The 24,864-nt window shown below is 57.4% G+C and carries 22 protein-coding genes; 19 read left to right on the top strand and 3 right to left on the bottom strand.

The genetic code is table 11. The features are described 5' to 3' along the window. Positions 1-3 precede the first annotated feature (3 nt). From ACFWUB_RS10150 to arsB, 9 genes are all read left to right on the top strand, one after another. Entirely contained in the window at positions 4-1,095 is a 1,092-nt protein-coding gene (locus tag ACFWUB_RS10150; RefSeq protein WP_020723870.1) for an AI-2E family transporter, read from the top strand. Continuing rightward, positions 1,070-1,630 (top strand): Fur family transcriptional regulator, encoded by a 561-nt coding sequence (locus tag ACFWUB_RS10155; RefSeq protein WP_416183905.1) that lies wholly within the window; start codon positions 1,070-1,072, stop codon positions 1,628-1,630. Before ACFWUB_RS10150 ends, ACFWUB_RS10155 begins: the two co-directional genes overlap by 26 nt. Beyond that, positions 1,551-3,086: a coproporphyrinogen dehydrogenase HemZ gene (hemZ, locus tag ACFWUB_RS10160; RefSeq protein ID WP_416183906.1), complete on the top strand. Its 1,536-nt coding sequence runs from the start codon at positions 1,551-1,553 to the stop codon at positions 3,084-3,086. The genes ACFWUB_RS10155 and hemZ overlap by 80 nt, the downstream gene beginning before the upstream one ends. Then, positions 3,087-4,352, top strand: coding sequence for a histidine--tRNA ligase (hisS, locus tag ACFWUB_RS10165; protein ID WP_020310867.1), 1,266 nt, complete (start codon positions 3,087-3,089; stop codon positions 4,350-4,352). A gap of 7 nt (positions 4,353-4,359) precedes the next feature. Further along, the gene (gene aspS / locus ACFWUB_RS10170; RefSeq protein ID WP_020310866.1) at positions 4,360-6,153 is read left to right on the top strand and encodes an aspartate--tRNA ligase; all 1,794 of its coding nucleotides are present in this window, start codon (positions 4,360-4,362) and stop codon (positions 6,151-6,153) included. Between the two features lie 313 nt (positions 6,154-6,466). Continuing rightward, the gene (locus ACFWUB_RS10175; RefSeq protein WP_292260794.1) at positions 6,467-6,778 is read left to right on the top strand and encodes an ArsR/SmtB family transcription factor; all 312 of its coding nucleotides are present in this window, start codon (positions 6,467-6,469) and stop codon (positions 6,776-6,778) included. A 72-nt stretch (positions 6,779-6,850) separates the two neighbouring features. Next, complete coding sequence (arsD, locus tag ACFWUB_RS10180; RefSeq protein WP_020310864.1) at positions 6,851-7,297, top strand: arsenite efflux transporter metallochaperone ArsD; 447 nt, start codon at positions 6,851-6,853, stop codon at positions 7,295-7,297. Then, positions 7,294-9,027 carry an arsenical pump-driving ATPase gene (arsA, locus tag ACFWUB_RS10185; RefSeq protein ID WP_296818617.1) on the top strand — a complete coding sequence of 578 codons (1,734 nt, stop codon included), beginning with the start codon at positions 7,294-7,296 and terminating at the stop codon, positions 9,025-9,027. Before arsD ends, arsA begins: the two co-directional genes overlap by 4 nt. 118 nt (positions 9,028-9,145) lie before the next feature. Then, positions 9,146-10,180 carry an ACR3 family arsenite efflux transporter gene (gene arsB, locus ACFWUB_RS10190; protein ID WP_020310862.1) on the top strand — a complete coding sequence of 345 codons (1,035 nt, stop codon included), beginning with the start codon at positions 9,146-9,148 and terminating at the stop codon, positions 10,178-10,180. Between the two features lie 275 nt (positions 10,181-10,455). On the opposite strand, the gene ACFWUB_RS10195 is transcribed toward arsB, so the two are convergent. Then, entirely contained in the window at positions 10,456-11,967 is a 1,512-nt protein-coding gene (locus ACFWUB_RS10195; RefSeq protein WP_292281510.1) for a dihydrolipoyl dehydrogenase family protein, read from the bottom strand. A gap of 324 nt (positions 11,968-12,291) precedes the next feature. Here ACFWUB_RS10195 and rpsO point away from each other — a divergent pair, with 324 nt between their 5' ends. The 10 genes from rpsO (at position 12,292) to ACFWUB_RS10245 (ending at position 23,410) form a co-directional block, all read left to right on the top strand. Continuing rightward, positions 12,292-12,558, top strand: a complete 267-nt coding sequence (gene rpsO, locus ACFWUB_RS10200; protein ID WP_020310860.1) for a 30S ribosomal protein S15 — start codon at positions 12,292-12,294, stop codon at positions 12,556-12,558. 139 nt (positions 12,559-12,697) lie between these two features. Then, the gene (pnp, locus tag ACFWUB_RS10205; protein ID WP_416183907.1) at positions 12,698-14,851 is read left to right on the top strand and encodes a polyribonucleotide nucleotidyltransferase; all 2,154 of its coding nucleotides are present in this window, start codon (positions 12,698-12,700) and stop codon (positions 14,849-14,851) included. 5 nt (positions 14,852-14,856) lie between these two features. Then, positions 14,857-15,303 (top strand): dUTP diphosphatase, encoded by a 447-nt coding sequence (locus ACFWUB_RS10210; protein ID WP_279018116.1) that lies wholly within the window; start codon positions 14,857-14,859, stop codon positions 15,301-15,303. Positions 15,304-15,471: 168 nt separating this feature from the next. Then, a complete protein-coding gene (locus tag ACFWUB_RS10215) occupies positions 15,472-16,032 on the top strand; it encodes an NUDIX hydrolase (protein ID WP_020310857.1) in 561 nt (186 codons plus the stop codon). A gap of 12 nt (positions 16,033-16,044) precedes the next feature. Then, on the top strand, positions 16,045-17,217 hold the full coding sequence (locus ACFWUB_RS10220; RefSeq protein ID WP_020310856.1) for a phosphopentomutase: 1,173 nt from the start codon (positions 16,045-16,047) through the stop codon (positions 17,215-17,217). A 4-nt stretch (positions 17,218-17,221) separates the two neighbouring features. Beyond that, positions 17,222-18,526 (top strand): thymidine phosphorylase, encoded by a 1,305-nt coding sequence (locus ACFWUB_RS10225; RefSeq protein WP_292106703.1) that lies wholly within the window; start codon positions 17,222-17,224, stop codon positions 18,524-18,526. A gap of 15 nt (positions 18,527-18,541) precedes the next feature. Continuing rightward, positions 18,542-19,924, top strand: coding sequence for a 23S rRNA (uracil(1939)-C(5))-methyltransferase RlmD (gene rlmD, locus ACFWUB_RS10230; RefSeq protein WP_294023975.1), 1,383 nt, complete (start codon positions 18,542-18,544; stop codon positions 19,922-19,924). A 394-nt stretch (positions 19,925-20,318) separates the two neighbouring features. Beyond that, complete coding sequence (locus ACFWUB_RS10235; protein ID WP_020310854.1) at positions 20,319-20,588, top strand: chorismate mutase; 270 nt, start codon at positions 20,319-20,321, stop codon at positions 20,586-20,588. A gap of 2 nt (positions 20,589-20,590) precedes the next feature. Further along, complete coding sequence (locus ACFWUB_RS10240) at positions 20,591-22,750, top strand: ATP-dependent RecD-like DNA helicase (protein ID WP_020310853.1); 2,160 nt, start codon at positions 20,591-20,593, stop codon at positions 22,748-22,750. A 12-nt stretch (positions 22,751-22,762) separates the two neighbouring features. Then, complete coding sequence (locus ACFWUB_RS10245) at positions 22,763-23,410, top strand: ComF family protein (protein ID WP_292298713.1); 648 nt, start codon at positions 22,763-22,765, stop codon at positions 23,408-23,410. Positions 23,411-23,527: 117 nt separating this feature from the next. On the opposite strand, the gene ACFWUB_RS10250 is transcribed toward ACFWUB_RS10245, so the two are convergent. Together ACFWUB_RS10250 and ACFWUB_RS10255 are read right to left on the bottom strand one after the other, a co-directional pair. Then, a complete protein-coding gene (locus tag ACFWUB_RS10250; RefSeq protein WP_020310851.1) occupies positions 23,528-24,130 on the bottom strand; it encodes an HD-GYP domain-containing protein in 603 nt (200 codons plus the stop codon). Positions 24,131-24,160: 30 nt separating this feature from the next. Then, complete coding sequence (locus ACFWUB_RS10255; protein WP_292106713.1) at positions 24,161-24,664, bottom strand: S-adenosylmethionine decarboxylase family protein; 504 nt, start codon at positions 24,662-24,664, stop codon at positions 24,161-24,163. Between the last annotated feature and the right edge of the window lie 200 nt (positions 24,665-24,864).

The following is a 24,864-nucleotide window of genomic DNA, read 5'->3' on the forward strand; positions in this document are numbered from 1 at the left end:
ACCATGGTTGCCTATAAGGGCGCGGAGTTCTGGATGCGCGTCACCCTGGCCATCCTGGCCGGTGCGCTGTTCCTCACGGTCCATGCCGTCTACTGGCCCGTCGTCATTTCCCTGATCCTGACGTTCATCCTCATGCCTATCCGCGATGGCGTCATCAAAGGGCTGCGGCGCCTGACCGGCCGTCATGTACCCATCGACCTTGCCATCCTCATCTCCTTTGTCATCCTCATCGTCATCGTGACGATTATTACCAATATCATCGTCAAGCCGCTGGTCATCCAGGTCAATCTGCTGGCAGCCAACTTCAACGATTTGGTCAGCCAGACGGCGGCCCTGGTGACGCAGCTTGAAAATGAGCAGACCCAGTTCTATATCCCGGACCAGGTCAAGAAAATCGTCAACGATGCCTTCGTCAAGATCGGCAATTACGGCATCGAGGGCATCACCAACCTCATCCAGTCCGTCTTTGCCATTGCCGGGACGGTCGTCGAATTCTTCGTCGTACCGATCATTACTTTCTACTTCATGAAAGACGGCGGCCACATGGTCAAGAGCTTCGTCGATATCTTTCCCGAAAGCTATCGCAGCCATCTGGCCGGCCTCTTCCAGGAAATACAGCACGTCCTGAGCCGCTACATCCGCGGCCAGATCCTCATGAGCTGTATCATTGCCACCCTGACTTTCCTCGGCATGTGGGCCATGGGCGTACCGTACCCCATGGTCATCGGCATCTTGGCGGCCATTACCGAATGGATACCCATCGTCGGGCCTATCGTCGGCGCCGTGCCGGCTATCCTGCTCAGCGCGACGGTCAGTTTGTCCCTGCCGCTGAAAGTCATCATCTTCTATATCGTCATCCAGCAGATCGACAGCCACCTCATCATGCCTCAGGTCATGGGGGCCGTCATCAGCCTGCATCCGGTCGTCATCGTCATCGCCCTGCTCATCGGCGGGACCCTCTTTGGCGTAGCCGGCATGATCCTTACCGTCCCGGTGACGGCAGTCTTACAGATTTTGTGTAAACATTTATGGTTTTACAATACATATAAAGAAAAGGCGATGAAGTACAATGGAAACAACGAGAACAGAAACTAATAAGAAAGAAATCATGGATACCATGATGAATAAGAAAGAAATCATGGATACCATGATGAAACGCATGAAAGAAAAGATCAAGTTCAAGAAATGCAAGATGACGTCCCAGCGGCAGATCATCCTGCGGGCCTTCGTCGAAAGCCCAATCCGCCATATGAGCGCCGAAGAAGTCTTCGAGCTGGTCAAGAAGACGGCGCCTGACATCGGCCTGGCTACGGTCTACCGGACGCTGGACCTGTTCACCCAGATGGACCTCTTGAAGAAACTCGATTTCGACGACGGCTGCAGCCGCTATGAATTGAATGACCGCGACAATGAAGGCCATTTCCATCATCATCTCATCTGCCTGGGCTGCGGCAAGGTCTGGGAATGTGAAGACGACCTCCTGGAAACGCTGGAAACGATCCTGGAAAAGCGCCTCCACTTCCACACCGTCGACCATCAGCTGAAAGTCTATGGCTACTGCGAAGCCTGCCAGAAGAAACGGGAAGAAGAAGCGGCCAAAGAAGCCGAAGCTGCGAAAGAAGCGGAATAAGATGGCCCTCCAGACCTATACCTATGACGGGCCGGAACGCTTCCATTCCCTCGTCGGGCAGGTCATGGCCTCCCTGGGCTATGTCGGCGGCCGGGAAGTCCGCGACGTCGGGGCTGCCGTCACTGTCCGCGAGGAAGGCGCCCACCTCCACGTGCGCTGTACCTTCCAGGACGGCGGGGCGCCCTGGTCTTCTGAGGCCAGCCTCGTCGGGACGGACCGGGAACGGGCATCCCTCAAGGACTGCCTCATCCACTGGCATAACCGCTTCTGCGGCCACGGACCCAGCCCGTGGGGGACGCTCATCGGCGTGCGGCCGACGAAACTGGTCCACCACCTCTTCGACCAGGGCTTCACAGCCGACCAGGCCGAAAAGGCCTTGCAGACGTCGTATTGCGTGGCGCCGGCCGTCGCCCGGGACCTGGTGGCCATGGCCAGGCTCCAACGGCCTTACGTCACCGACAGGGGCCGGAAAGTGGCCCTCTACGTAGGGATTCCCTATTGTCCCAGCCACTGCCTGTACTGCTCCTTCCCGTCGCGCCTCATCGGCAGGGAAGGGGAGGCGGAACTCACGGCTTTTCGCGATGCCGTCCTGGCCGACCTCGACGACCTGGCCGACCTGTGCCGGACCTATGACTTGGAAGTCACGTCGCTCTACGTCGGCGGCGGTACGCCGACGTGCCTGCCCCTGCCGGTACTGGAAGCGATGATGACGCGGCTGGCCCGGAATTTCCCGGAAGCCTGCGAATGGACCGTCGAAGCGGGACGGCCCGATACGGCGACGCCGGACATGCTGGCCATGCTCCGCCAGGCCGGTGTCGATCGCATCAGCGTCAATCCCCAGACGTTGCAGCAGCATCTCCTCGATGCCCTGGGCCGGCGCCACCGGGTCGAAGATATTTACACCATGTATGAGAACTGCCGGAAACTGGGTTTTTCCGTCATCAACATGGACTTTATCGCCGGCCTTCCCGGGCAAACCGTAGCAGATATGCAGGAAAATATGGAAATTGTTTGCAAACTGCACCCGGAAAATGTTACAATTCATACGTTAGCATTAAAAAAACGGGCACCCTTATTCCATCATGAATTGCGGGCCGCCATTCCGCCAGCCGAAGAAACGGGCCATATGGTCCGCCTCTGTCAGTCCATCCTGACGGCCGGCGGCTATGTGCCGTACTACATGTACCGCCAGAAGTACATGGCAGCCAGCTTCGCCAACATTGGCTATGCCCTGCCGGGCAGCGTCAGTGCCTATAATATCGAGATGATGGAAGAACGGCAGTCCGTCCTGGCAGCCGGACCGGGCGGGGCGACGAAGTTCCTCTGCCGCGACGGCCACACCTTGGAAAAGGTGTACATGCTGAAAGACGTCGATGCATATGTGCAGGCGCTGGCCGAAAGAATAGCCCAGCGCCGCCGTTTGTGTGCTATCATATACGGAAAAGAGGATGTTTAAATGGCTATTACTGCACCGAGAGGCACGCAGGATTTTCTGCCGGAACAGACGGCAGAGTGGCAGCTGCTGGAAGCAAAGATCCGCCAGATCTGCTCGCTCTACGGCTTCGGCGAAATCCGCACGCCTATGTTTGAAAGTACTGAATTGTTTTTACGCGGCATCGGGGAAACGACAGACGTCGTCACCAAGGAAATGTATACCTTTGAAGACCGCGGCGGCCGCAGCATGACATTGCGCCCGGAAAATACGGCTTCTGTCGTCCGGGCCTTCCTGGAACACAAGCTCTACGGCGACCCGCAGGTCCACAAGTTCTACTACATGGGCCCCATGTTCCGTCATGACCGCCCCCAGGCTGGCCGTTACCGCCAGTTCACCCAGTTCGGCGTCGAAGAAATCGGCTCCAAGGACCCGGCTGTCGATGCGGAAATCATTGCCATGGCCTTCCAGCTCTTCCGGGAACTGGGCCTCAATGATCTGGTCCTGCACCTCAACTCCGTCGGCTGCCCGAAGTGCCGTCCCGTCTATCGCCAGAAGCTCCTCGATTTCTTTGCCGACAAACGGGACCAGCTCTGCGACGACTGCAACGAACGCCTGGAAAAGAACCCTCTCCGCGTCCTCGACTGCAAGGAAGACGGCGAAAAGATGATGCAGATGGGCGTACCTTTGATCACGGATAATCTCTGCGACGACTGCAAGGAACATTTCCACAAAGTCCAGGAATATCTGACGGCCATCGGTATTCCCTTTACCCTCGACCCGCGCCTGGTCCGCGGCCTCGATTATTATACCAATACGGCCTTTGAAATCATGTACGCTCCTTTGGGCGCACAGAGCACGGTCTGCGGTGGCGGCCGTTACGACGGCCTCATCGAAGAAGTCGGCGGTCCGTCGACACCGGGCATCGGCTTTGCCATCGGCATGGAACGGCTGCTCCTGACCTTGAAGGAACAGGGCCTCCTGCCGCCGGTCGAAAAGAAGCAGCCCGTCTTCATCGTCGCCCTCGGCGATGCGGCCAAGACCAGGGCCTTCGAACTGCAGCAGCAGCTCCGCGAAAAGGGCCTCTATGCTGAAATCGACCTCCTGGGCCGCAGCATGAAGGGCCAGATGAAATCGGCCAACAAGCTCAATGCCGATTACACGGTCATCATCGGCGAAAACGAATTAGCCGCCGGTGAAGCCCAGGTCCGCAATATGGCCAGCAAAGAACAAGTCAGCGTTCCCCTTGATGGGATTGTTGCATATATGGAAACACACAAGAAGGGATGATTTACGAATGGATACAATGGAAGGTTTACACCGCTCCCAATACTGCGCTGAAGTAAGTGAAGCGGACAACGGCAAAGAAGTCGTCTTGACTGGCTGGGTCGAACGCCGCCGCGACCACGGCGGACTGATTTTCATCGACCTCCGCGACCGTACGGGCATCGTACAGGTCGTCGCTTCGCCGGACTATGAAAAGGTTTCTTTCGATAAAGCTGAACAGGTACGTACGGAATACGTCCTGGCTGTACGCGGCATCGTCCGCATGCGCGATAAAGATACGATCAACCCCAAGATGAAGACCGGGACCATCGAAATCCGCTGCGAAGAACTGCGTATCCTCAATTCGTCCAAGACGCCGCCGTTCTATATTGAAGACAACATCGACGTCGACGAAAAGATCCGCCTCAAATACCGCTACCTCGACCTGCGCCGTCCGGAAATGCAGAAGAACCTCATCATGCGCCATAAAGTAAAACATGCCATGCGCACGTTCCTCAACGAACACGGCTTCATCGACATCGAAACGCCGGAACTCTGCAAGAGCACGCCGGAAGGCGCCCGTGACTACCTCGTACCGAGCCGTGTCAACGAAGGCAAATTCTACGCCCTGCCGCAGTCGCCGCAGATTTTCAAACAGCTGCTCATGATTTCCGGTATGGACCGTTACTACCAGATCGCCCGCTGCTTTCGCGATGAAGATTTGCGCGCCGACCGCCAGCCGGAATTCACCCAGCTCGACATGGAAATGTCCTTCATGGACCAGGAAGAAATCCTGACCCTCGTCGAACAGATGGTACATTACATCTTCAAAGAAACCCTGGGCCACGACGTCAAGCTCCCGATTCACCGCATGACCTGGGACTACGCTATGGAAAACTACGGCTCCGATAAGCCGGATCTGCGCTTCGACATGAAGTTCACGGACGTCACGGAACTCGTCAAGGACACGGACTTCAAAGTCTTCCGCAGCGTCATCGACAACGGCGGTCAGGTCAAAGCCATCAACGTCAAAGGCGACGCCGACATTCCCCGTCGTGAACTGGACGGCCTCGTCGAATACGTCAGCCACTACGGCGCCAAGGGCCTGGCTTGGATCGGTTTCCTCGAAGACGGCACGCTCAAATCGCAGATCAAGAAGTTCTTTGGCGAAGACAAGCTCCGTGAAATCGGTAAAGCCTGCGGTGCTGAAAAGGGCGACCTGGTCCTCATGATTGCCGACAAACCGAAAGTCGTCGCAGCCGCTCTCGGCGAACTGCGTAAAGAAATGGCCCGCCGCATGAACCTCATCGACGAAGACGAATTCGCCTTCACCTGGGTCGTCGACTTCCCCATGTTCGAATACAGCGAAGAAGAACACCGCTACGTCGCTATGCACCATCCGTTCACAGCCATGCGCGACGAAGACCTGGACAAACTGGAAACCGACCCGGCTCACGTCTATGCCAAGGCCTATGACCTGGTCCTCAACGGCATCGAACTCGGCGGCGGCTCCCTCCGTATCTACCAGCCTGACGTACAGCAGCGCGTCTTCAAGGCCATCGGCCTGACACCGGAAGAAGCAGAACAGAAATTCGGCTTCCTCCTCCGCGCCTTCGAATACGGTGCACCGCCCCACGGTGGCCTGGCCTTCGGCTTGGACCGCATGATCATGCTCATGCTCAAACGCAAGTCCATCCGCGACGTCATCGCTTTCCCGAAGACCCAGAACGCTATCGACCCCATGAGCGAAGCTCCGTCGACAGTCACCAAAAAACAGCTGCATGAACTCCATATCCAGGTAGAAGAAGACTTGGTAAGCAAATAGAGAGATGAAAAAAGCTTGTCGCATGTGCGACAAGCTTTTTTTCGTGGCGCGGTCCTATGGACCGCTTTCGTAGGGGCCGTCCTAAGCCTTTTTGGCCCGTCAGGTGCCGACCAACGAGAGGCGCAGGACGGTTGCCAAAACGGACAGCTGTGGCTAGGCGGCCCGCTTGTGGGAATCCCGTGAATGGCTTTCCCAAATGAACGCGATTGGTTTACGAACCACGAGCCGCTAGCAGACACATTGACAAACGTCAATGTGTCTGCTATACTCTAACCATAGATTGATAAACTTCGATATGAAAGGAGGCGCCGTGATGGAGGAAAGGGAAGCGGTCCGCGTATTCAAGGCTTTGGGTGATGAAAAGCGGCTGCGCATCTTGTCGCTCTTGCGGCAGGGGGAACGCTGTGCCTGTGTGCTCCTGGAACACTTGAACCTGTCCCAGCCGACGCTGTCCCACCACATGAAGATCCTCTGCGATGCCCAGCTGGTCACAGGCCGCAAGGAAGGGAAGTGGGTCTATTATTCCCTCAACCGCGCCCAGGCCCAGGTTCTGGAACAGGCCGTTCACGACTTATTCCAGCCCAGTGCCGTGCCGGCAGAGGACGAAGCCTGCCGCTGCCAGTGAGGCAGGCCCTTTTTTCAGCTTATACATTGATAAATGTAAATATATAAATTTCTCTTTAGGAGGTCTTTCATCATGAAACATATGGAAATCTTTGAACAAGCAATGTGCTGCCCGACCGGTCTCTGCGGTCCGTCTATCGATCCGGAACTCTTGCGCGTATCGACGGTCCTGGACACGCTGAAACAGCACGGCATCGACGTCGGCCGCTATAACCTGACTAGTGCGCCCTTGAAATTCGTCCAGACCAAGGCCGTGACGGACTTTCTCCAGTACCACGGTCCTGAAGACCTGCCCCTCATCCTCGTCGACGGCGCCGTCCAGTTTGCCGGCCGCTATCCGACGAATGATGAATTTGCCAGCCTCATCGGCTTCGACCCGGCCATCCTCGAAGCCGCTCAGGCCGCTGGGGACAGCTGCTGCTGCGGCGACAGCGCCGAAGAAACAGCTTCCTGCTGCTGCGGTGACACGCCGGCGGAACCGGAAAGCCCGTCGTGCTGTTGCGGAGGTGACTGTAAATGATCCTCTACGATCCCTTTCACGTCGTCCAGACGAAATACCTCTTCCTGACCGGCAAGGGCGGCGTCGGCAAGACGTCCGTCGCCTGTGCCACGGCCGTCGCCCTGGCCGATGCCGGTAAGAAGGTCCTGCTCATCAGTACCGACCCGGCGTCGAATCTGCAAGACGTCTTTTCCATGGAACTGACCAATAAGGCCACGCCCATCGCCGCCGTGCCCAACTTGGCCGTAGCCAACCTCGACCCGGTCCAGGCCGCGGCCGAATACCGGGAAAGCGTCATCGGGCCCTATCGCGGCCTCCTGCCGGAAGCGGCCCTGCGCAACATGGAAGAACAGCTGTCCGGCTCGTGTACCGTAGAAATCGCCGCCTTCAACGAGTTCACCAATTTCCTCACCGATGAAGCCGTTGCCTGTGGCTACGACCACATCATCTTCGATACGGCGCCGACAGGCCACACCCTGCGCATGCTGCAGCTGCCGTCGGCGTGGAGCCAGTTCATCCAGAAGAGCAAACACGGCGCGTCCTGCCTGGGCCAGCTGTCGGGCCTGGAATCGCGGAAAGAACTGTATAAACAGGCCGTCCAGACCCTGGCCGACGGGGACAGGACGACGATGCTCCTCGTCGCCCGTCCCGATGCCCTGCCGCTGAAAGAAGCGGCCCGGGCGTCGAAGGAACTGGCCGCCCTGGGCATTGCCAACCAGCAGCTCATCGTCAACGGCCTGTTGGCCTCGTGGGATGACGATGCGACCAAGACGTTATACGAAAAACAGCAGGCCGCGCTGAAGGCCATACCCGAAGCCATCGCCGATTTGCCGCGCTTCCAGATTCCCTTGCGGACGTACAACATCACCGGCCTGGACCACGTCCGGGCCCTGCTCAAAGGGGAAGTGAAGGAAGCGGCGACGGAACTGACGCTGGAACGGGTCCAGCCCCTGCAGGCCGTCATCGACGACCTGGAAGCCCATCAGCGCAAGGTCATCTTCACCATGGGCAAGGGCGGCGTCGGCAAGACGACCGTCGCTGCCGCCATCGCCCTGGGCCTGGCCCGCCGCGGCCATCGCGTCCACTTGACGACGACCGACCCGGCCGCTCACTTGCAGTACGTCGTCAGCCAGACGGACAACCTGACCCTGAGCCATATCGACCAAGGGGAAGAGCTGAAGAAATACCAGGATGAAGTCCTGAGCCAGGCCAAAGCCAACGGCCTGGGCCCGTCGGACCTGGCCTATATCGAAGAAGACCTGCGCTCGCCGTGCACCCAGGAAATTGCCGTCTTCCATGCCTTTGCCGACATCGTCGAAGCGGCCGACGACCAGATCGTCGTCATCGACACGGCGCCGACAGGCCACACGCTGCTGCTCCTGGAATCGACGGAAAGCTACGACCGGGAAATCCGCCGGACCCACGGTTCGACGCCGCCGTCAGTACAGCACCTGCTGCCGCGCCTGAAAGGGGACGAAACAGAAGTCGTCATCGTCACCCTGCCCGAAGCGACGCCGGTCTATGAAGCCCTGCGCCTGGAAGCGGACCTGAAGCGGACGAAACTGCGCTCGAAATGGTGGGTCATCAACAAATCCTTCTATCAGGCCCGGACGACGAGCCCCCTGCTAAAAGCCAAGGCCTCTCACGAAATCGCCTGGATCAACAAAGTCGACGACCACACCCAGGGCCACACGGCCCTCATCGCCTGGCGCCCCGACGAAGTCCGCGGGGAAGTCCTGGGAAAATTATAGTCTGTAGTTGAGCGTTTGTAGTTTGTAGTAAAAGGGCTTGTCATCGTGTAGCAAGCCCTTTTTCAGATATTAAACATTCATATATTTCAATTTATCTATTTATAGGAGGCGCGTTATCATGGAACATGAATCACACGCAGGCATCAGTTTTTTTCAGCGATATCTGACCCTTTGGGTCTTGTTATGCATGGTCGTCGGCGTAGCCATCGGTTATGCCCTTCCGGCTGTGCCAGCCTTTTTAGATACCTTACAGGTCATGGGGATTTCTATTCCCATTGCCATTTTGATTTGGCTCATGATTTATCCGATGATGATGAAAGTCGACTTTCAGAGCATCAAAGCCGTAGGACGCCAGCCTAAAGGCTTGTTCGTCACTTGGATTGCCAACTGGCTCATCAAGCCTTTTACCATGTATGCTATTGCCTGGTTCTTCCTTTTCGTCCTCTTTGGTTCGTGGATCCCTGCGGACCTGGGCCGGCAATACTTGGCTGGCGCCGTATTGCTCGGTGCGGCTCCCTGTACGGCCATGGTTTTCGTCTGGAGTACACTGGTCAAAGGGAATCCGGCCTATACCGTCGTCCAAGTCGCGACGAATGATTTAATCATTCTCATCGCTTTCGTACCTATCGTCAAGTTCCTTTTAGGAGTTTCACAAGTTGCGGTTCCTTATAGTGTCCTCTTTGTCAGTATCTTCCTGTTCGTCGTCATTCCTCTGGCAGGCGGTATCCTGACCCGGATGACTGTCGTCAAACGAAAAGGTCTCGATTATTTTGAACAGCACTTTGTACACAAATTCGATTCGGCAACGACGTGGGGACTGTTGCTGACGCTGGTCATCATTTTCAGCTCCCAAGCCCAGGTCATCTTATCGAATCCACTCCACATCGTCCTCATCGCCATTCCCCTTACCTTGCAGACCTTCTTTATCTTCTTCCTTGCCTATGGAGCCTGCCGGCTGCTGAAACTGCCCTTCGACATTGCCGCACCGGCCGGGTTCATCGGCGCTTCTAACTTCTTTGAATTGGCCGTTGCCGTAGCCATTGCGCTCTTTGGCGTCACCAGCCCGGCAGCCTTGGCGACGACCGTCGGTGTCCTGACCGAAGTCCCGATTATGCTGACCCTGGTCCGCATTGCCTTAGCAACTAAAAACTAGCTACGCTAGTCCCTGGAATTGTAGGGGCTTGCTGCAGCAAGCCCGCTCCAGAATATGTGTGCTTTCCCAATCAGTTTTCTGGAGAAATCGTCCCCATATCCAACGGGCGCCCCCTCTACTGCGGTCCGTTTCAGCAACCGTCCTGCCATTCCTTACAGTCATGACCTGACGGGCTGAAAAGGCACGTGGTCGCCCCTACAAATAAAACCCCATCCGCTAACCACGAACCACGAGCCACTAAAAAGCGGCTGTCTTCAAAGGACAGCCGCTTTTTCCTACTTCCCTTCGTAATAATACCGCGTCCACATGACGACTTCCGACAGGGACGGGTGAGGGGTCATGGTTTCGCTGAAGGTGTAGACCGATTTGGGATTGAGGGTCCGCGTCAGCGGTTTGGCCCGCAGGGCCTGGACCGTCGGCGACGCGATGTCTTCGTGGATGGGATGGACGACGTGGGTGCCGCTCATGAGGTTATTGATAAAAGGCTGGATGAGGATGGATGCTTCGGGGCCGACGATGTGGGCGCCGAGGATGAATTTCGTCTTCTTGTCGATGACCAATTTGACGAAGCCGTCGTCTTCATCGCCCGGTTCGTAGCCCATGGCGTAGCCCTTGGCCGACGATGAATAGTGGTTGATGGCCGTTTCGACGTCATAGCCTTTCTTCACGGCCTGGTCTTCCGTCAGGCCGACGTGAGCCGCTTCGGGATAGGTGTAGGTGACGGCCGGCACGGCATCGTAATCGGCCCAGCGCCACGTTTCCGGTTCGTTTCCGGAAAAGAGGTTGTGTGCCAGGATTTCCGCTTCGTAATTGGCCTTGTGGCGGAAGGGGGCCAGGCCGTTGACGTCGCCCAGGGCCCAGATATTTTCAGCCGTCGTTTCCAGGAATTCATTCGTTTCGATGTAGCCGCGCTTGTCCAGGCGGACGTCGGTGTTTTCCAGGTGCAGCAGTTCCGTCATGGGCCGGATGCCCGGAGCGACCAGGATTTCTTCGGCAGCTACTTCGCCTTCTTCGCCTGTCGTGCGGTCGCGGAAGGACAGGACCTTCAGGCCATCGTGCTGGCTGACGGAAACCGTGTCTTTATTGAGGCGGATGTCCATGCCGTAGCGCTGGAACTGCTTGAGGATGAATGCCGATACGGCCGGATCTTCCTTGGGCAGGAGGCGGACATTGTGCTGGACCATCGTGACCTTCGTGCCGGCGGCGTCGAAGACGTGGGCGAATTCACAGCCGATAGGGCCGCCGCCGATGATGATCAGGCTCTGGTAGGGCTTTTTCGGATACGACGGGCCAAAGAACGATTCCGACGTCAAATAGCCCGCTTCTTCCAGGCCCGGCAGGGAGGGGATATTGGTCCGGCCGCCAGTAGCAACGAAAATCTTATCGCCCGTCAAAGTGACGCTGCTGCCGTCATTCAGGGCGATGGCGACGGTGTGGTTGTCGACGAAAGACGCCGTGCCGTTAAAGGTGTCGACATTGGGGAACTGGTCGTAATAACTTTGAATAGCCGGACTTTCATCGACCTTTTCCCACAGTCGCTTGGACAAGATATCCCAATCCAGGCGGACGTTGTCGGCAAAGACGCCGATACGGCTCCCTTCGCGGATTTCGCGGATGCGGTTGGCTGTCGTGACCATGACCTTCGTCGGGATACAGCCGCGGTTCAGACAAGTCCCGCCGAACCGGCCGCGTTCAATGACAGCCACCTGCAAGCCCTGGGCCAGGGCCGCATCGGTCACAATATTGGCTGCCCCCGTACCGATGACAATGACATCATATTTCTTCATAAATAGCGCTCCTTTATTTCTAACAAAATATTAAATACAACCTTTTTAGTATAGTATAAGCGAAAGCGGCCTTTTTGACAAGGCCATATGAGCAGCTGGCTGCTAGCCGCTGGCCACGAACCACGGAATTCCCACAAGCGGGCCGCCTTTACAGGACGGCCCCTACGAGCCACGAGCCACGAACCACGAAAATCCCCTTTACACAACCGCCCGGGTATAGTATAATAGCTATGTCGTACGGGTGCTCGGTGTCTCGATGACTCCGACGATCACTTAGCACTTTGCGAATAGATTCAATTTTTTTACACATGGAGGAAAGATACAATGTTAAGCGTAGAAGAAAAAAAAGCAATCGTAGCTAAATTTGGTGCCAATGAAAACGATACGGGTTCTCCGGAAGTACAGATTGCGCTCCTCACGAGCCGCATCATCTATTTGACGGAACATCTCCGCAGCCATAAAAAAGACCATGCATCCCGCCGCGGCCTGTTGAAACTCGTCGGCCAGCGCCGTAACTTGCTCGGTTACTTGCAGAAACACGATCTCAATCGTTATCGTGCAATTCTCGAAAAATTGAACTTGCGTAAATAATCTCGCATACTGTGAGGCTGATGCTGATGTGACTGCATCAGCCTCTTTTTTCAGGACACAGGGTGGTAGGTTGTAGCCTGGGTATATCGCCGATGTTCCCGGACTAGTGCCTATCACCTGTGAATTCAAGGAGGTAACAATGGAAGAACAGAAATTCCAAATGGATTTCGCCGGCCGCCCGCTGGTGATTGAAGTCGGCAAACTGGCTAAACAGGCCAGCGGTGCCGCATTGGTCCGTTATGGCGACACGGCCGTTTTCGTCACGGCTACGGGCTCGAAGGAAGCGCGTGAAGACGCTGACTTTTTCCCGCTCACTGTCGATTACGAAGAAAAGATGTACTCCGTCGGCAAGATTCCCGGCGGCTTCATCAAACGCGAAGGCAAACCGCCTGAATCGGAAACCCTTTTTGCCCGCCTCATCGACCGTCCGATCCGCCCGCTCTTCCCGAAGACATACCGTCATGACGTCCACGTCGTGGCTTATGATTTCTGCGTAGACCATGACAACGCTCCGGAAATCGCCGCTATGATCGGCGCATCCGTATCGCTGTGCATGTCCCATATCCCCTTTGCCGGCCCGATTGCCGGTGTCCGCGTCGGCCGCGTCGATGGCCAGTTCATCATCAACCCGACCGTCGCCCAGAGTGAACAGAGCGACATGGATATCGTCGTTGCCGGTACAAAAGACGCCATCCTCATGGTTGAAGGCGGCGCTCACGAAGTCCCGGAAGAACAGGTCCTGGACGCCATCATGTTCGCCCATGAAGAAATCAAGAAAGTCGTCGAATTCCAGCTCAGCTTCCTCGACAAGATTTCCGTACCGAAACAGGAATTCGTCGAAAAAGAACCGCCGGCAGATATCGTCGAAGCTGTCCACGCTTATGGCGAAGAAGCCATGAAGACGGCTATCTTCACGGCTGACAAAGTCGAACGCGAAGAAAAGATGGACGCTGTCGAAGCCGACATTTATGAACACTTTGCCGACATCTATCCGGACAACGCCGATGATGTCGCTGAAGTCACGCAGAAGATGATCAAGGAAATCGTCCGCCACATGATCGCCGTCGACAAGATCCGTCCTGACGGCCGCCGTGTCGACGAAGTCCGTCCGGTCAGCTGCGAAGTCGGCCTCTTTGCCCGCACTCACGGCACAGGCCTGTTCACCCGCGGCCAGACGCAGATCATGAGTTTCTGCACCCTGGCTCCGCTGTCGGAATGCCAGCACATCGACGGCGTCGGCCTGGAAACAGAACGCCGCTACATGCACCACTACAATTTCCCGTCCTTCTGCGTCGGCGAAACGAAATCGTCCCGCGGTCCCGGCCGTCGTGAAATCGGCCACGGTAAACTGGCAGAACGCGCATTGACCCAGGTCATGCCCAGTGAAGAAGAATTCCCGTACGCCATCCGCGTCGTATCGGAAGTCCTCGAATCGAACGGCTCCAGCTCCATGGGCAGCGTTTGCGGCAGCACCCTGGCCCTGATGGATGCCGGCGTGCCCATCAAAGCGCCCGTTGCCGGTGTCGCTATGGGCCTGGTCACCAAAGGCGATGACTTCACTATCCTGACCGATATCCAGGGCATGGAAGACGCCTTGGGCGACATGGACTTCAAAGTCGCCGGTACCATGAAAGGGGTCACGGCGATCCAGATGGATATCAAGATCAAAGGCCTCAGCCGTGAAATCCTGGCCCAGGCTCTGAAACAGGCCCACGAAGGCCGTATGCACATCATGGGCAAGATGATGCAGGTCATCAGTGAACCGCGAAAGGAGCTCTCTCCCTACGCTCCGCGCATCATCTCCATGCACATCAAGCCGGATAAGATCCGCGACGTCATCGGGCCGGGCGGCAAGATGATCAAGCAGATCACCGAAGAAACAGGCGCCAAGATCGACATCGACAATTCGGGCCTGGTATACATCGCTGCCGTTGACGGCGAAAGCGGCCAGAAGGCCAAAGAATGGATCGAAAAACTGACCGAAGACGTCGAAGTCGGCAAGACCTACGTCGGCAAAGTCACGCGCATCATGAACTTCGGCGCTTTCGTCGAAGTCCTGCCGGGCAAAGAAGGCCTGGTCCATATTTCCCAGCTGGCTAAAGAACGGGTTGAAAAAGTCGAAGACGTCGTCCACGTCGGCGATGGAATCATGGTCAAATGCGTCGAAATCGACAGCCAGGGCCGTGTCAACCTGTCCCGCAAAGCCCTCCTGGGCGGCGGCGACGAAGGCCCGTCCCATCGCAGCCGGGGTCCCCGCGGCGGTCATAACAGCCACGACCGCCAGAAACGGTAAGGCTTATGGCAGGCAGAGGATTTGAAATCGTCACGGCCTATGAAGGCCGTGGCATCCATCTTCCCGTCCGCAAGACGGCCAAGAGTGCCGGCTACGACCTGGAAGCGGCAGAAACGACGGTCCTGGCACCGCATGCCGTCACGGTCGTCCCGACAGGGCTGAAGGCTTTCATGGAAGACGATGAATACCTTTCCATCTTCATCCGCTCCAGCCTGGCCTTCAAGAAGGGTCTCATGCTGGCCAACAGCACGGGCATCGTCGACAGCGATTACTACAACAATGCCGACAATGAAGGGCATATCATGATTGCCTATTACAATACCAACGATCAGGCCTATACCCTGGAAAAGGGCGAACGCATCGGTCAGGGCATCTTCATGAAGTACCTGACCGTCAACGACGACGCTGCCAGCGGTATCCGCACTGGCGGCATCGGCAGCACGGGAAAGTAAAAAAGTGAAAATGAGATAATATACCTATCTGGAGGGTTTTGCCTCCCCTGATAGGGGAGGTGGCCCAACGGGCCGGAAGGGTTGCACTGAAAAAACAACCTCTCAGCCAGCCTGCGGCTGCCAGCTCCCCTATTAGGGGAGCCTTTTTTTGAAAGGATGATGAATCAAGTGAGTATCAGCAAAGAAACACTCGTTTCTCGTAAAGAAATCATGAAGGGCCGGGTCCTGCACGTCACGGTCGATACGGTTTCCATCGACGACGGCCAGGGCGGCGAAAAGAAGACGGCCACGCGCGAAGCGGTCTGGCATTTCGGCGCCTGCGCCATCCTGCCGCTGACCAATGACGGCAAGATCATCCTCGTCCGCCAGTATCGCTATGCTGCCGCCCAGGTCATGCTGGAAGTGCCGGCCGGCAAAATCGAACACGACGGCGAATCGCCCGATTACTGCGCCGCCCGGGAACTGGAAGAAGAAGCAGGCGTCACGGCTTCGGAAATCCTGCCCCTAGGTTATACCTATACGTCGCCGGGATTCTGCAGTGAACGGATTTACCTCTATCTGGCCCGGGGCCTCCAGAAAGGGAAGCAGCACCTCGACGACGACGAATTCATGAACGTCGAATACTACACGCCCAAGGAAATGGAAGACCTCATCGATAAGAACGAAATCACCGATGCCAAGACTATCGCAGCTTTTGAAAAAGCCCGCAAATATCTGCCGGGATTATAAGGAGGGAACCCTATGAAATTCAATCGCATCATCGTCATCGTCACGGACAGCGTCGGCGCCGGCGATGCACCGGATGCCGAAAAATTCGGCGACAAAGGAGCCGACACGTATGGCCACATCGACGCCAATGTACCCTTGAAGGTGCCTAATCTGCGCCGCCTGGGTCTGGGCCGCGTCGCCCATATCCATGCGGAACCGGCCGATGTCGTCGGCTCGTATGGCCTCATGCAGGAAATCTCGGCCGGCAAGGATACGACCAGCGGCCATTGGGAATTCATGGGCAACCCCGTGGAAAATCCCTTCCCGACCTTCCCCGATGCCTTCCCGCCGGACCTGTTGAAAGCCTTTACGGAAAAGACGGGCTACGGCTACATCGGCAATGAAATCGCGTCGGGCACGGAAATCATCGAACGCCTGGGGCCGGAACATTTCCGCACGGGCCTGCCCATCGTCTACACGTCGGCGGACAGCGTCTTCCAGATTGCCGCCCACAACGACGTCATCCCCCTGGAAGAATTATACCGCATCTGCGACATTACGCGCCGCGAAGTCTGCGTCGGCCCTTATGAAGTAGGGCGCATCATCGCCCGGCCGTTCATCGGGACCCAGGGCCATTTCGTCCGCACTGGCGACCGCCGCGATTACAGCCGTCTGCCCAAGCGGAAAATGGTCTTCTCCTATTTGTCCGAAGCGGGTTATGCCGTCGTCGGTGTCGGCAAAATCGGCGACATCTACGCCCACATCGGCCTGACCGAATCGTACCACACGGCCAACAACCACGAAGACATGGAAGCCCTGCGGACCCAGCTGGCAGCTCATCGCCAGGATAAGGGCCTGCTCATGGCCAACTTCGTCGACTTCGACAGCATGTACGGCCACCGCCGCAACGTCCAGGGCTATGCCGACTGCCTGGAAGCCTTCGACCAGGAACTGGGCCAGCTCCTGACGGAAATCCACGACGACGAACTGCTGGTCATCACGTCGGACCACGGCAACGACCCGACCTGGCACGGCACGGACCATACGCGCGAACGGGTACCGCTCCTGCTCTACAGCCCGGCCCTGAAGGAATCGGTCGACTTAGGGCTCCGCCAGACCTATGCCGACCTGGGCATGAGCATCATGGATAATTTCGGCCTGACAGGCCTTGAATTCGGTACCAGCTTTTTATCGGAACTGAGGTGATCCTATGTGGCCCATCGACTGCATCGAACACAAACGGGACGGCAAGGTCCTGACGAAAGAAGAAATCTCGCGCTTCATCACTGACTATACGGCAGGGCGCGTCGCCGACTACCAGGCGGCGGCCTGGCTCATGGCCGTCTATTTCCAGGGCATGACTTATGAAGAAACGAAGGAACTGACCCTGGCGATGGCCCATTCCGGCGATATGGTCGACTTGTCGTCCATTCCGGGCATCAAAGTCGACAAACACAGCACCGGCGGCATTGCCGATACGACGACGCTCATCGTCGCGCCCTTAGTGGCGGCAGCCGGCGTCCCCGTCGCCAAGATGAGCGGCCGCGGCCTGGGCTTCACAGGCGGCACGGCAGATAAACTGGAATCCATCCCCGGCTTCCACGTCGTCCTGCCGGAAGAACAGTTCCTGGAACAAGTGCGCCGCATCGGCCTGTCCCTTATCACCCAGTCCGGCGAAATCGCACCGGCTGATAAGCTGCTCTACGCCCTGCGCGACGCGACGGCGACGGTAGAGAGCATCCCTCTCATCGCCAGCTCCATCATGAGCAAGAAAATCGCCTCTGGTGCCGATGCCATCGTCCTCGACGTCAAATACGGCGACGGCGCCTTCATGAAGACCCAAGAACGGGCGCGGGAACTGGCCCGGACCATGGTCGGCATCGGCAACCTCGCCGGCCGGCCGACACGGGCCGTCGTCACGTCCATGGAAGCGCCTCTGGGCACGGCTATCGGCAACTGCCTGGAAGTCGATGAAGCCGTCGAAGCCCTGTCGGGCAAAGGCGGCCGGCGGCTCATGGAAGTCGTCGAAGCCATCGGCGCCCAGATGCTCATCGTCGGCGGCAAGGCCCAGGACGAAAGGCAGGGGAGAGCCATGATCCGCGACCTTGTCGCTTCCGGCAAGGGCCTGGCTAAGTTCCGGGAATTCGTCAAGGCCCAGGGCGGCAGTACGTCGTGGATCGGCAAGCGGCCCCTCACCAAGGCGCCCCAGGTCTTTACGGCCGTCTGCACCGATGAAGGCTACATCACCCGCATCGACGGCCGGGCCCTCGGCGAAATCGCCATGGCTATGGGCGCCGGCCGGGCCCGCAAGGAAGATGCCATCGACCCCATGGTCGGCATCCGCCTGTTCAAAGAGCTCTATGACCCGGTCCGTCCCGGCGAAGCCCTGTTCACCTTATATGGCAAGGAAGGCGCCGATATGATGGCCCTGGCCCGGCAGGTCGCCGACCACATCATCGTCACAGCCGAACAGGCTCCCGTCCAGGAACCGGTCATCAGCGAAATCATCGTCTAAATAGAAAGGAATCCCATGAAAGAAACACGGCAAATCCCCGTCCAGAAGGGGAAAACCTATGATATATCCATCGTCCGCCTGGGCAGCAGCGGTGAAGGCGTCGGACGCTATGAAGGCTTTACGGTCTTCGTGCCCTTCGCCCTGCCCGGTGAAACCGTACGGGCCCGCATTACCCTGGTCAAGAAGACTTACGCCACGGCTTCCCTGGTCGAAGTCCTGAAGCCCTCGCCGGACCGGATCCAGCCCCAGTGTCCCGTCTACGACCGCTGCGGCGGCTGCCAGCTCCAGCACCTGAGCTATGAAGGGGAATTGAAGGAAAAGCGCCAGCAGGTCCGGGATGCGCTGGAACGCATCGGTCATCTGCAGGGCCTCGACGTCCTGCCGACCCTGGGTGCCCATACGCCCTGGCATTACCGCAATAAGATGCAGTTCCCCGTCGCTGCTGCCGGCAAGGGCAAAGTCGCTATCGGCTGTTTCGCTGCGGCTACGCACGAAGTCATCGACGTGACGGACTGCGCTATCCAGAAAGAAGGGAACAACGCCATCGTCGCCGTCGTCCGCCAGTGGATGAAGGACTTCAAGATCCCCGCCTATGACGAAGACGCCCGGACGGGCATCGTCCGCCACATCATGGGCCGCGTCGGCGTCCATACGGGTGAAATCATGGTCTGCCTGGTCACGGCCTGCGACATGGTGCCGCACATGAAAGACCTGGTCCAGCGCCTGCGCCGGGACATACCGGGCCTGACCAGCGTCGTCCAGAACGTCAACAAGCGCCACACCAACGTCATCTTGGGACCCAAGACCAAGACCGTCTACGGCAAAGGGACCATCCACGACTCCATCGGACCCCTGACCTTCCACATTTCCGCCCAGTCCTTCTTCCAGGTCAACAGCGAACAGGCCCAGCGCCTCTATGAAACGGCCCTCGACTTTGCCGACCTCAAAGGCGGCGAAACCGTGGCCGACGTCTACTGCGGCACCGGGACCATCACCCTGTTCCTGGCCCAGAAAGCCAAGCAGGTCTACGGCATCGAAATCGTCGCCCCGGCCATCCGCGACGCCGTCCGCAACGCCAAAGACAACCGCGTCGGCAACGCCCAGTTCATCTTAGGCGACGCCATCTACAAACTGCCGGAACTTATCAAAAACGGCGTCCGTCCCGACGTCATCGTCCTCGACCCGCCCCGGGCCGGCTGCGGCGAACCGGTCCTCAAAGCCATCGCCCAGAGCAAACCCAAACGCGTCGTCTACGTCTCCTGCAACCCGGCCACCCTGGCCCGCGACCTGGCCTACCTCGACCAGCACGGCTACCACACCACCAAAGTACAGCCCGTGGACATGTTCCCGCGGACCCATCACGTCGAGTCCGTGGCCTTGTTGACCAGAGCTCACTAATTGAATCGGGATTACCTAAACAGGACCTGCGCACATAACTGTGCACAGGTCCTGTTTCTGTATGCAAAAAATTATAGCTGAGACGAAAGATAAACAGAAACAAAACAATCAACTAACCCCGATTGGGGTTGCGTAGGGGCTGTCCCAAGCCTTTTTGGCCCGTTGCGAGATTTCATCAAAGCCCATTCTGGCATCGTCATAAACTTTGGCTATTCACAGGATTCTCAGCGGGACGCCTTGTTCAGGACGTCCCCTACGAAATCGCATACAGGCGATGAGAGGGTTACTAATTTTCAAATCCGATTTTGTATAGAGTGTACAAGATGAATAAAATGGTCTGAACCCGCTTTTTTTGTTATAATAAAGGTATTATGCAGAAGGGAAGGGCTAGTGTATGGAATTAGAAGAATGTCGTCGGGAAATCGACGTATTGGACCGGGATTTGACGAAAATACTGGAACGGCGCATGCAGGTCGTCGCTGAAGTCGCCGCCTATAAGAAGGAGCATCATATGGAAATCTATGACCCCCGCCGGGAACGGCAGGTCCTGGATAAGATCGCCAATCTGACCGTCCAGAAGGAATTGTCGCCGTATCTGCGGCGTATTTATCAGTGCATCATGGATGAGAGCAAGAAATACGAACGGGAGCATATGGGGCTGTGAAGATGGAACAAATCGTAGTACGAGGCATTGCGGAACGCCTCTTATTTGAAGCGCCCGATTCGGATTACCGCGTCTTCCGCCTGCACGATGAAGACGATGATGCGACGTATACCGTCACCGGCCACGGGACGAAACCCCTCGTCGGCGACCGCCTGGAAGTGAAGGGCCACTGGGTCCAGCATAAGCGCTATGGCCGCCAGTTCGCCGCTGACGGCTGGAGCCGCATCATCCCCGAATCGGTCGACGGCATCGAACGCTTCCTGGGCAGCGGCGCCGTCAAGGGCATGGGACCGGCCCTGGCCCACCGCGTCGTCGCAGCCTTTGGCAAGGATACCATGGCCGTACTGGAAAAAGACCCGCAGCGGCTCCTGGAAGTCGAAGGCATCGGCCCTAAGAAGCTGGCTGTCATTACGGAATCCTTCTATGAAGAAAAACAGGTCAACGACATCGCCTATGACCTGGAACAGCACGGCGTCGCCGGCCGTTATGCCAGCCGGCTCTTGCAGAAATACGGCGACGACGTCCACTACGTCCTGACGGAAGAACCGTACCGCATGATCGCTGAAATCGACGGCATCGGCTTCAAGACGGCCGACCAGATTGCCCTGGCCTACGGCATGGACCGGCAGGACCCGCAGCGCCTCAGCGCCGGCCTGACCTATGTCCTGCGGACGATGACCCAGAATGGCCACGTCTGTATCCCAGATACGGAACTGGTCCGGCGGGCGGCTTTCATCCTCCAGGCTGATGCCCTGGGGCTGCACGACATCCTCCGGGAAGCCATCGAAGTGGGCCAGCTCTGTACGGCCGATTTTGAAGGGACTTTGTACGTCTACACGCCGGAAGCCTATGAAGAAGAGGAATATATTGCCGGGCGCATCGGCGAAATGGGGAATATGAAGCCCCTGCCCATGAAGACTCACGTCCAGCTCTTCCTCGACCGCTGGCAGGATGCGCGCCATTTCGAGCTGGCCGACAAGCAGCGCGAAGCCGTAGAGAAATCCCTGCAGTCCGGCATGACCGTCATCACCGGCGGCCCTGGGACGGGCAAGACGACTGTCGTCCAGACCATCATCCGCCTGGCCGAACAGGAAGGCCTGCGCATCCTGCTTTGTGCACCGACGGGACGGGCGGCCAAGCGCCTGGCCGAAACGACGCAGCGCAAGGCCAAGACCATCCACCGCCTGCTCGTTCCCGACGGCCACGTCGGGGCCATGCAGGTCTTTGAATACAACGAAACGAAGATGCTGCCGGCCGACCTGGTCATCGTCGATGAAGTATCCATGCTCGACATGGAAATGATGTACCATCTCCTCAGCGCTCTGAAGCCGCAGTGCCGCTGCATCCTCGTCGGCGACGCCGACCAGCTGCCATCGGTCGGGGCCGGCGCCGTCCTGCACGATATCATCGCGTCCGGTCAGGTCCCGGTCGTCCGCCTGGATACGATTTTTCGTCAGAAAGAAGGGGGCCGCATCGTCACAAATGCCCATCTCATCAACAGCGGCCGCCTGCCCGTCGTCAATGAAGACACGGAATTCCGCTTTGTCGAAATCGACAACGAAGCCGACGGCGCCGAAAAGATAAGCGCCCTCTATAACAGCGAATTATTGGAAACGGGCGATAAATTCGCCGTCCAGGTCTTGTCGCCGATGTATAAGAACCCCTGTGGCGTAGATAACCTCAATCAGCTCATCCAGGAACGGTTCAACCCGCCGGCCGAAGGGAAGGCCGAACTGAAAGGGAAGAACGTCGTCTTCCGCGTCGGCGATAAGGTCATGCAGAAGCACAACGACTATGAAAAAGGCGTCTTCAACGGCGATATGGGTGAAATCTTTGCCATCCAGAAGGACATGGTCTATGTCCGCTATCCCGAACAGGATGTCAAATACGAAGGCCAGGAAGTCGATGAAATCACCCTGGCCTATGCCATTACCGTCCACAAGAGCCAGGGCAGTGAATACCACACGGTCATCATGGTCCTGGTCAACAGCCACGCCATCATGCTCCAGCGCAACCTCTTCTATACGGCCGTCACTCGGGCCAAGCGCAAAGTCATCCTCGTCGGCACCAAGCGGGCCGTCCAGACAGCCGTCCAGAACCAGCGCACGAGCCGCCGCTTCACACTGCTCATCCCACGCCTGCAAGGAGAACTCATCGTCTAGGGAGGGAAGACCATGTCCCTGATCACGCAGCTTTTCAACCTCTTATATCCGCCGCGCTGTCCGTCCTGCGGTGCCATGGTAGCCCATGATGGCGACTGGTGCCCGGCCTGTCTGGCTGCCATCTGGCATCCCCGGCGCATCAACAAGACGCCGGCTGTGAGGCACCTCAGCGCCTGTTACTGCCTGACCGATTACCGCGGCGCCATGCGCCATGTCCTGCACGACATCAAATATAACGGCAAGCCAGGGAAGTGCCAGGCCTGCCGGATCCTGCTCGACTGCTTCCCCTGGCCGGAACGGTTCGCCCGCATCGACGTCGTCGTCCCCGTGCCGCTGGCACCGGAAAAATTACAGCGCCGCGGCTTCAACCAGGCCGAAGCCCTCTTTCGCGACTGGGCCTCGGCCCGCTGGACCTGGTGCGACGCCTTGCAGCGCCTGCGGCCGACGAAAGTCCAATGGCAGCTCCGGCGGGACGAGCGGACCGAGAACGTCCACGATGCCTTTGCCGTCAAAGAAACCATCGACGTCGATAAAAAACACATCCTCCTCGTCGACGACATCTTCACGACTGGTGCGACCTTAGAAGCCTGCGCTCATGCCTTGAAACAAAAAGGCGCCGCCAGCGTGACGGGCCTCGTCATCGCCAGCGGTGCACCATAAAATAAACGCAGTTCGCAGGCGGCCGGCGTTCTTCAATTCGATGAACGATGAACGACCTACGATGAACGTAAAAAGCGCTGTCTTCATGCAACAGCGCTTTTTGATTACAATGTGTTATTAACCTAATGTTTCAATAAAAGCTTTGACCACTTCCGGATCAAAGAGCAGGCCCGACGCGCTGAAGAGTTCGCGGACGGCCTGTTTTTTGGTTTTCGCCCAGAATTCTGCCGACGGGTTGATGATCATGTCGTAGTAATCGGCGACGGCGATGATGCGCGCCCCCAAGGGGATATTGGCGCCGCGCAGGTGTTTGGGAAAGCCCGAGCCGTCCCAGTGTTCGTGGTGATAGCGGATGTAAGGCACGATGTCCTGGCAGCAGGGGATGTTTTCCAGCATGTTGCCGCCGGCTGCGGCGTGGCGCTTGTACTGCGCCTTTTCCGAGCGGTTGAGATAGGGCATCTTGGCCAGCAGGGTATTGGACACGAAGAGCAGGCCCACGTCATGGAGGAGTGCTGCGTATTTCACTTGTTCGATTTCACTCTTGGGCAGCGTCAGTTTGGCGGCGACGCTGACGCTGTAGTTAGCGACCTGCAGGGAATGCATATATAAGCGCTGACTCTTCAACTGTATGAAATTGAGCAATTCCGCTGTAATGGCGTCGAGGGACGTCATTTCCTCCCGGGCAATGCCCGCAGCCTGTTTTAACGATACCATATACATGACCAACAAACCCTTTCATCTGCAAACGTGTTACTTGTTCGTCGTCCGATGTGCCCGGCGTACCTTCTGCGGATGGCGGAGGATGTTGAACATCTTCACACTCGTCTTCTTGATGCGTGCACCGGTGTTTTTCATGCGCCGTGCCGTCGTGATCTTCGATTTGCGTTTCGGGCGCATGTCTCGGATAGAGCCGAAATCACCGCGGCGGATACTTGTCGCTTTGATGCGGTCTGAGCGGAGGTTTACCTTCAGGGTGCTCATGATCTGGCTCGTCTTGAGGTCGATATTAAAACTGTAGATGTCCACTGCCACGTAGGACAGGGGAGGATAGGCGTGAATACAAATATGTGCGTTGCCGGAAACGGCAATACACGTCAGTTCGTCGTCGATATGGAAGAATGTAATCCCTTCGACAGGGGCGCCGACGAGGTCGAACGCGCGCTCTACCAAGGGCTGCAAATCTTCGGCCTCCGAAAAGGAAGCCTTGCAGTTATAAAAATCGATGAGTACATGTTTTCCTAATGTGTTATTCATAAATCTCCACCCGTTACTTAGTTACAGCTTATTATATACTGTTTTCGGGCCGATGTAAACAGAAAAAAAGACCCGTTCCCGATGTTTTTTTGCATCAGGAACGGGTCCTTTATGCGCCAGCCGCCAGCCACTCACTGCTGACAGCTGACTGCTAGCCGCTGACCGCCAACTGCCAGGGGTTAGGGCCTAGCAGCTAGGGG

Source organism: Megasphaera sp. (assembly GCF_047831605.1).
In the GTDB taxonomy this organism is placed as follows: Bacteria; Bacillota; Negativicutes; order Veillonellales; family Megasphaeraceae; genus Megasphaera; species Megasphaera intestinihominis.

Excerpts from the sequence above, each read along its gene's own strand:
- ACFWUB_RS10150 (WP_020723870.1), top strand. The coding sequence starts at position 4 with ATGGTTGCCTATAAGGGCGCGGAGTTCTGGATGCGCGTCACCCTGGCC.
- ACFWUB_RS10155 (WP_416183905.1), top strand. The coding sequence starts at position 1,070 with ATGGAAACAACGAGAACAGAAACTAATAAGAAAGAAATCATGGATACC.
- hemZ (WP_416183906.1), top strand. The coding sequence starts at position 1,551 with ATGGCTACTGCGAAGCCTGCCAGAAGAAACGGGAAGAAGAAGCGGCCA.
- hisS (WP_020310867.1), top strand. The coding sequence starts at position 3,087 with ATGGCTATTACTGCACCGAGAGGCACGCAGGATTTTCTGCCGGAACAG.
- aspS (WP_020310866.1), top strand. The coding sequence starts at position 4,360 with ATGGATACAATGGAAGGTTTACACCGCTCCCAATACTGCGCTGAAGTA.
- ACFWUB_RS10175 (WP_292260794.1), top strand. The coding sequence starts at position 6,467 with ATGGAGGAAAGGGAAGCGGTCCGCGTATTCAAGGCTTTGGGTGATGAA.
- arsD (WP_020310864.1), top strand. The coding sequence starts at position 6,851 with ATGAAACATATGGAAATCTTTGAACAAGCAATGTGCTGCCCGACCGGT.
- arsA (WP_296818617.1), top strand. The coding sequence starts at position 7,294 with ATGATCCTCTACGATCCCTTTCACGTCGTCCAGACGAAATACCTCTTC.
- arsB (WP_020310862.1), top strand. The coding sequence starts at position 9,146 with ATGGAACATGAATCACACGCAGGCATCAGTTTTTTTCAGCGATATCTG.
- ACFWUB_RS10195 (WP_292281510.1), bottom strand. The coding sequence starts at position 11,967 with ATGAAGAAATATGATGTCATTGTCATCGGTACGGGGGCAGCCAATATT.
- rpsO (WP_020310860.1), top strand. The coding sequence starts at position 12,292 with ATGTTAAGCGTAGAAGAAAAAAAAGCAATCGTAGCTAAATTTGGTGCC.
- pnp (WP_416183907.1), top strand. The coding sequence starts at position 12,698 with ATGGAAGAACAGAAATTCCAAATGGATTTCGCCGGCCGCCCGCTGGTG.
- ACFWUB_RS10210 (WP_279018116.1), top strand. The coding sequence starts at position 14,857 with ATGGCAGGCAGAGGATTTGAAATCGTCACGGCCTATGAAGGCCGTGGC.
- ACFWUB_RS10220 (WP_020310856.1), top strand. The coding sequence starts at position 16,045 with ATGAAATTCAATCGCATCATCGTCATCGTCACGGACAGCGTCGGCGCC.
- ACFWUB_RS10225 (WP_292106703.1), top strand. The coding sequence starts at position 17,222 with ATGTGGCCCATCGACTGCATCGAACACAAACGGGACGGCAAGGTCCTG.
- rlmD (WP_294023975.1), top strand. The coding sequence starts at position 18,542 with ATGAAAGAAACACGGCAAATCCCCGTCCAGAAGGGGAAAACCTATGAT.
- ACFWUB_RS10235 (WP_020310854.1), top strand. The coding sequence starts at position 20,319 with ATGGAATTAGAAGAATGTCGTCGGGAAATCGACGTATTGGACCGGGAT.
- ACFWUB_RS10240 (WP_020310853.1), top strand. The coding sequence starts at position 20,591 with ATGGAACAAATCGTAGTACGAGGCATTGCGGAACGCCTCTTATTTGAA.
- ACFWUB_RS10245 (WP_292298713.1), top strand. The coding sequence starts at position 22,763 with ATGTCCCTGATCACGCAGCTTTTCAACCTCTTATATCCGCCGCGCTGT.
- ACFWUB_RS10250 (WP_020310851.1), bottom strand. The coding sequence starts at position 24,130 with ATGTATATGGTATCGTTAAAACAGGCTGCGGGCATTGCCCGGGAGGAA.
- ACFWUB_RS10255 (WP_292106713.1), bottom strand. The coding sequence starts at position 24,664 with ATGAATAACACATTAGGAAAACATGTACTCATCGATTTTTATAACTGC.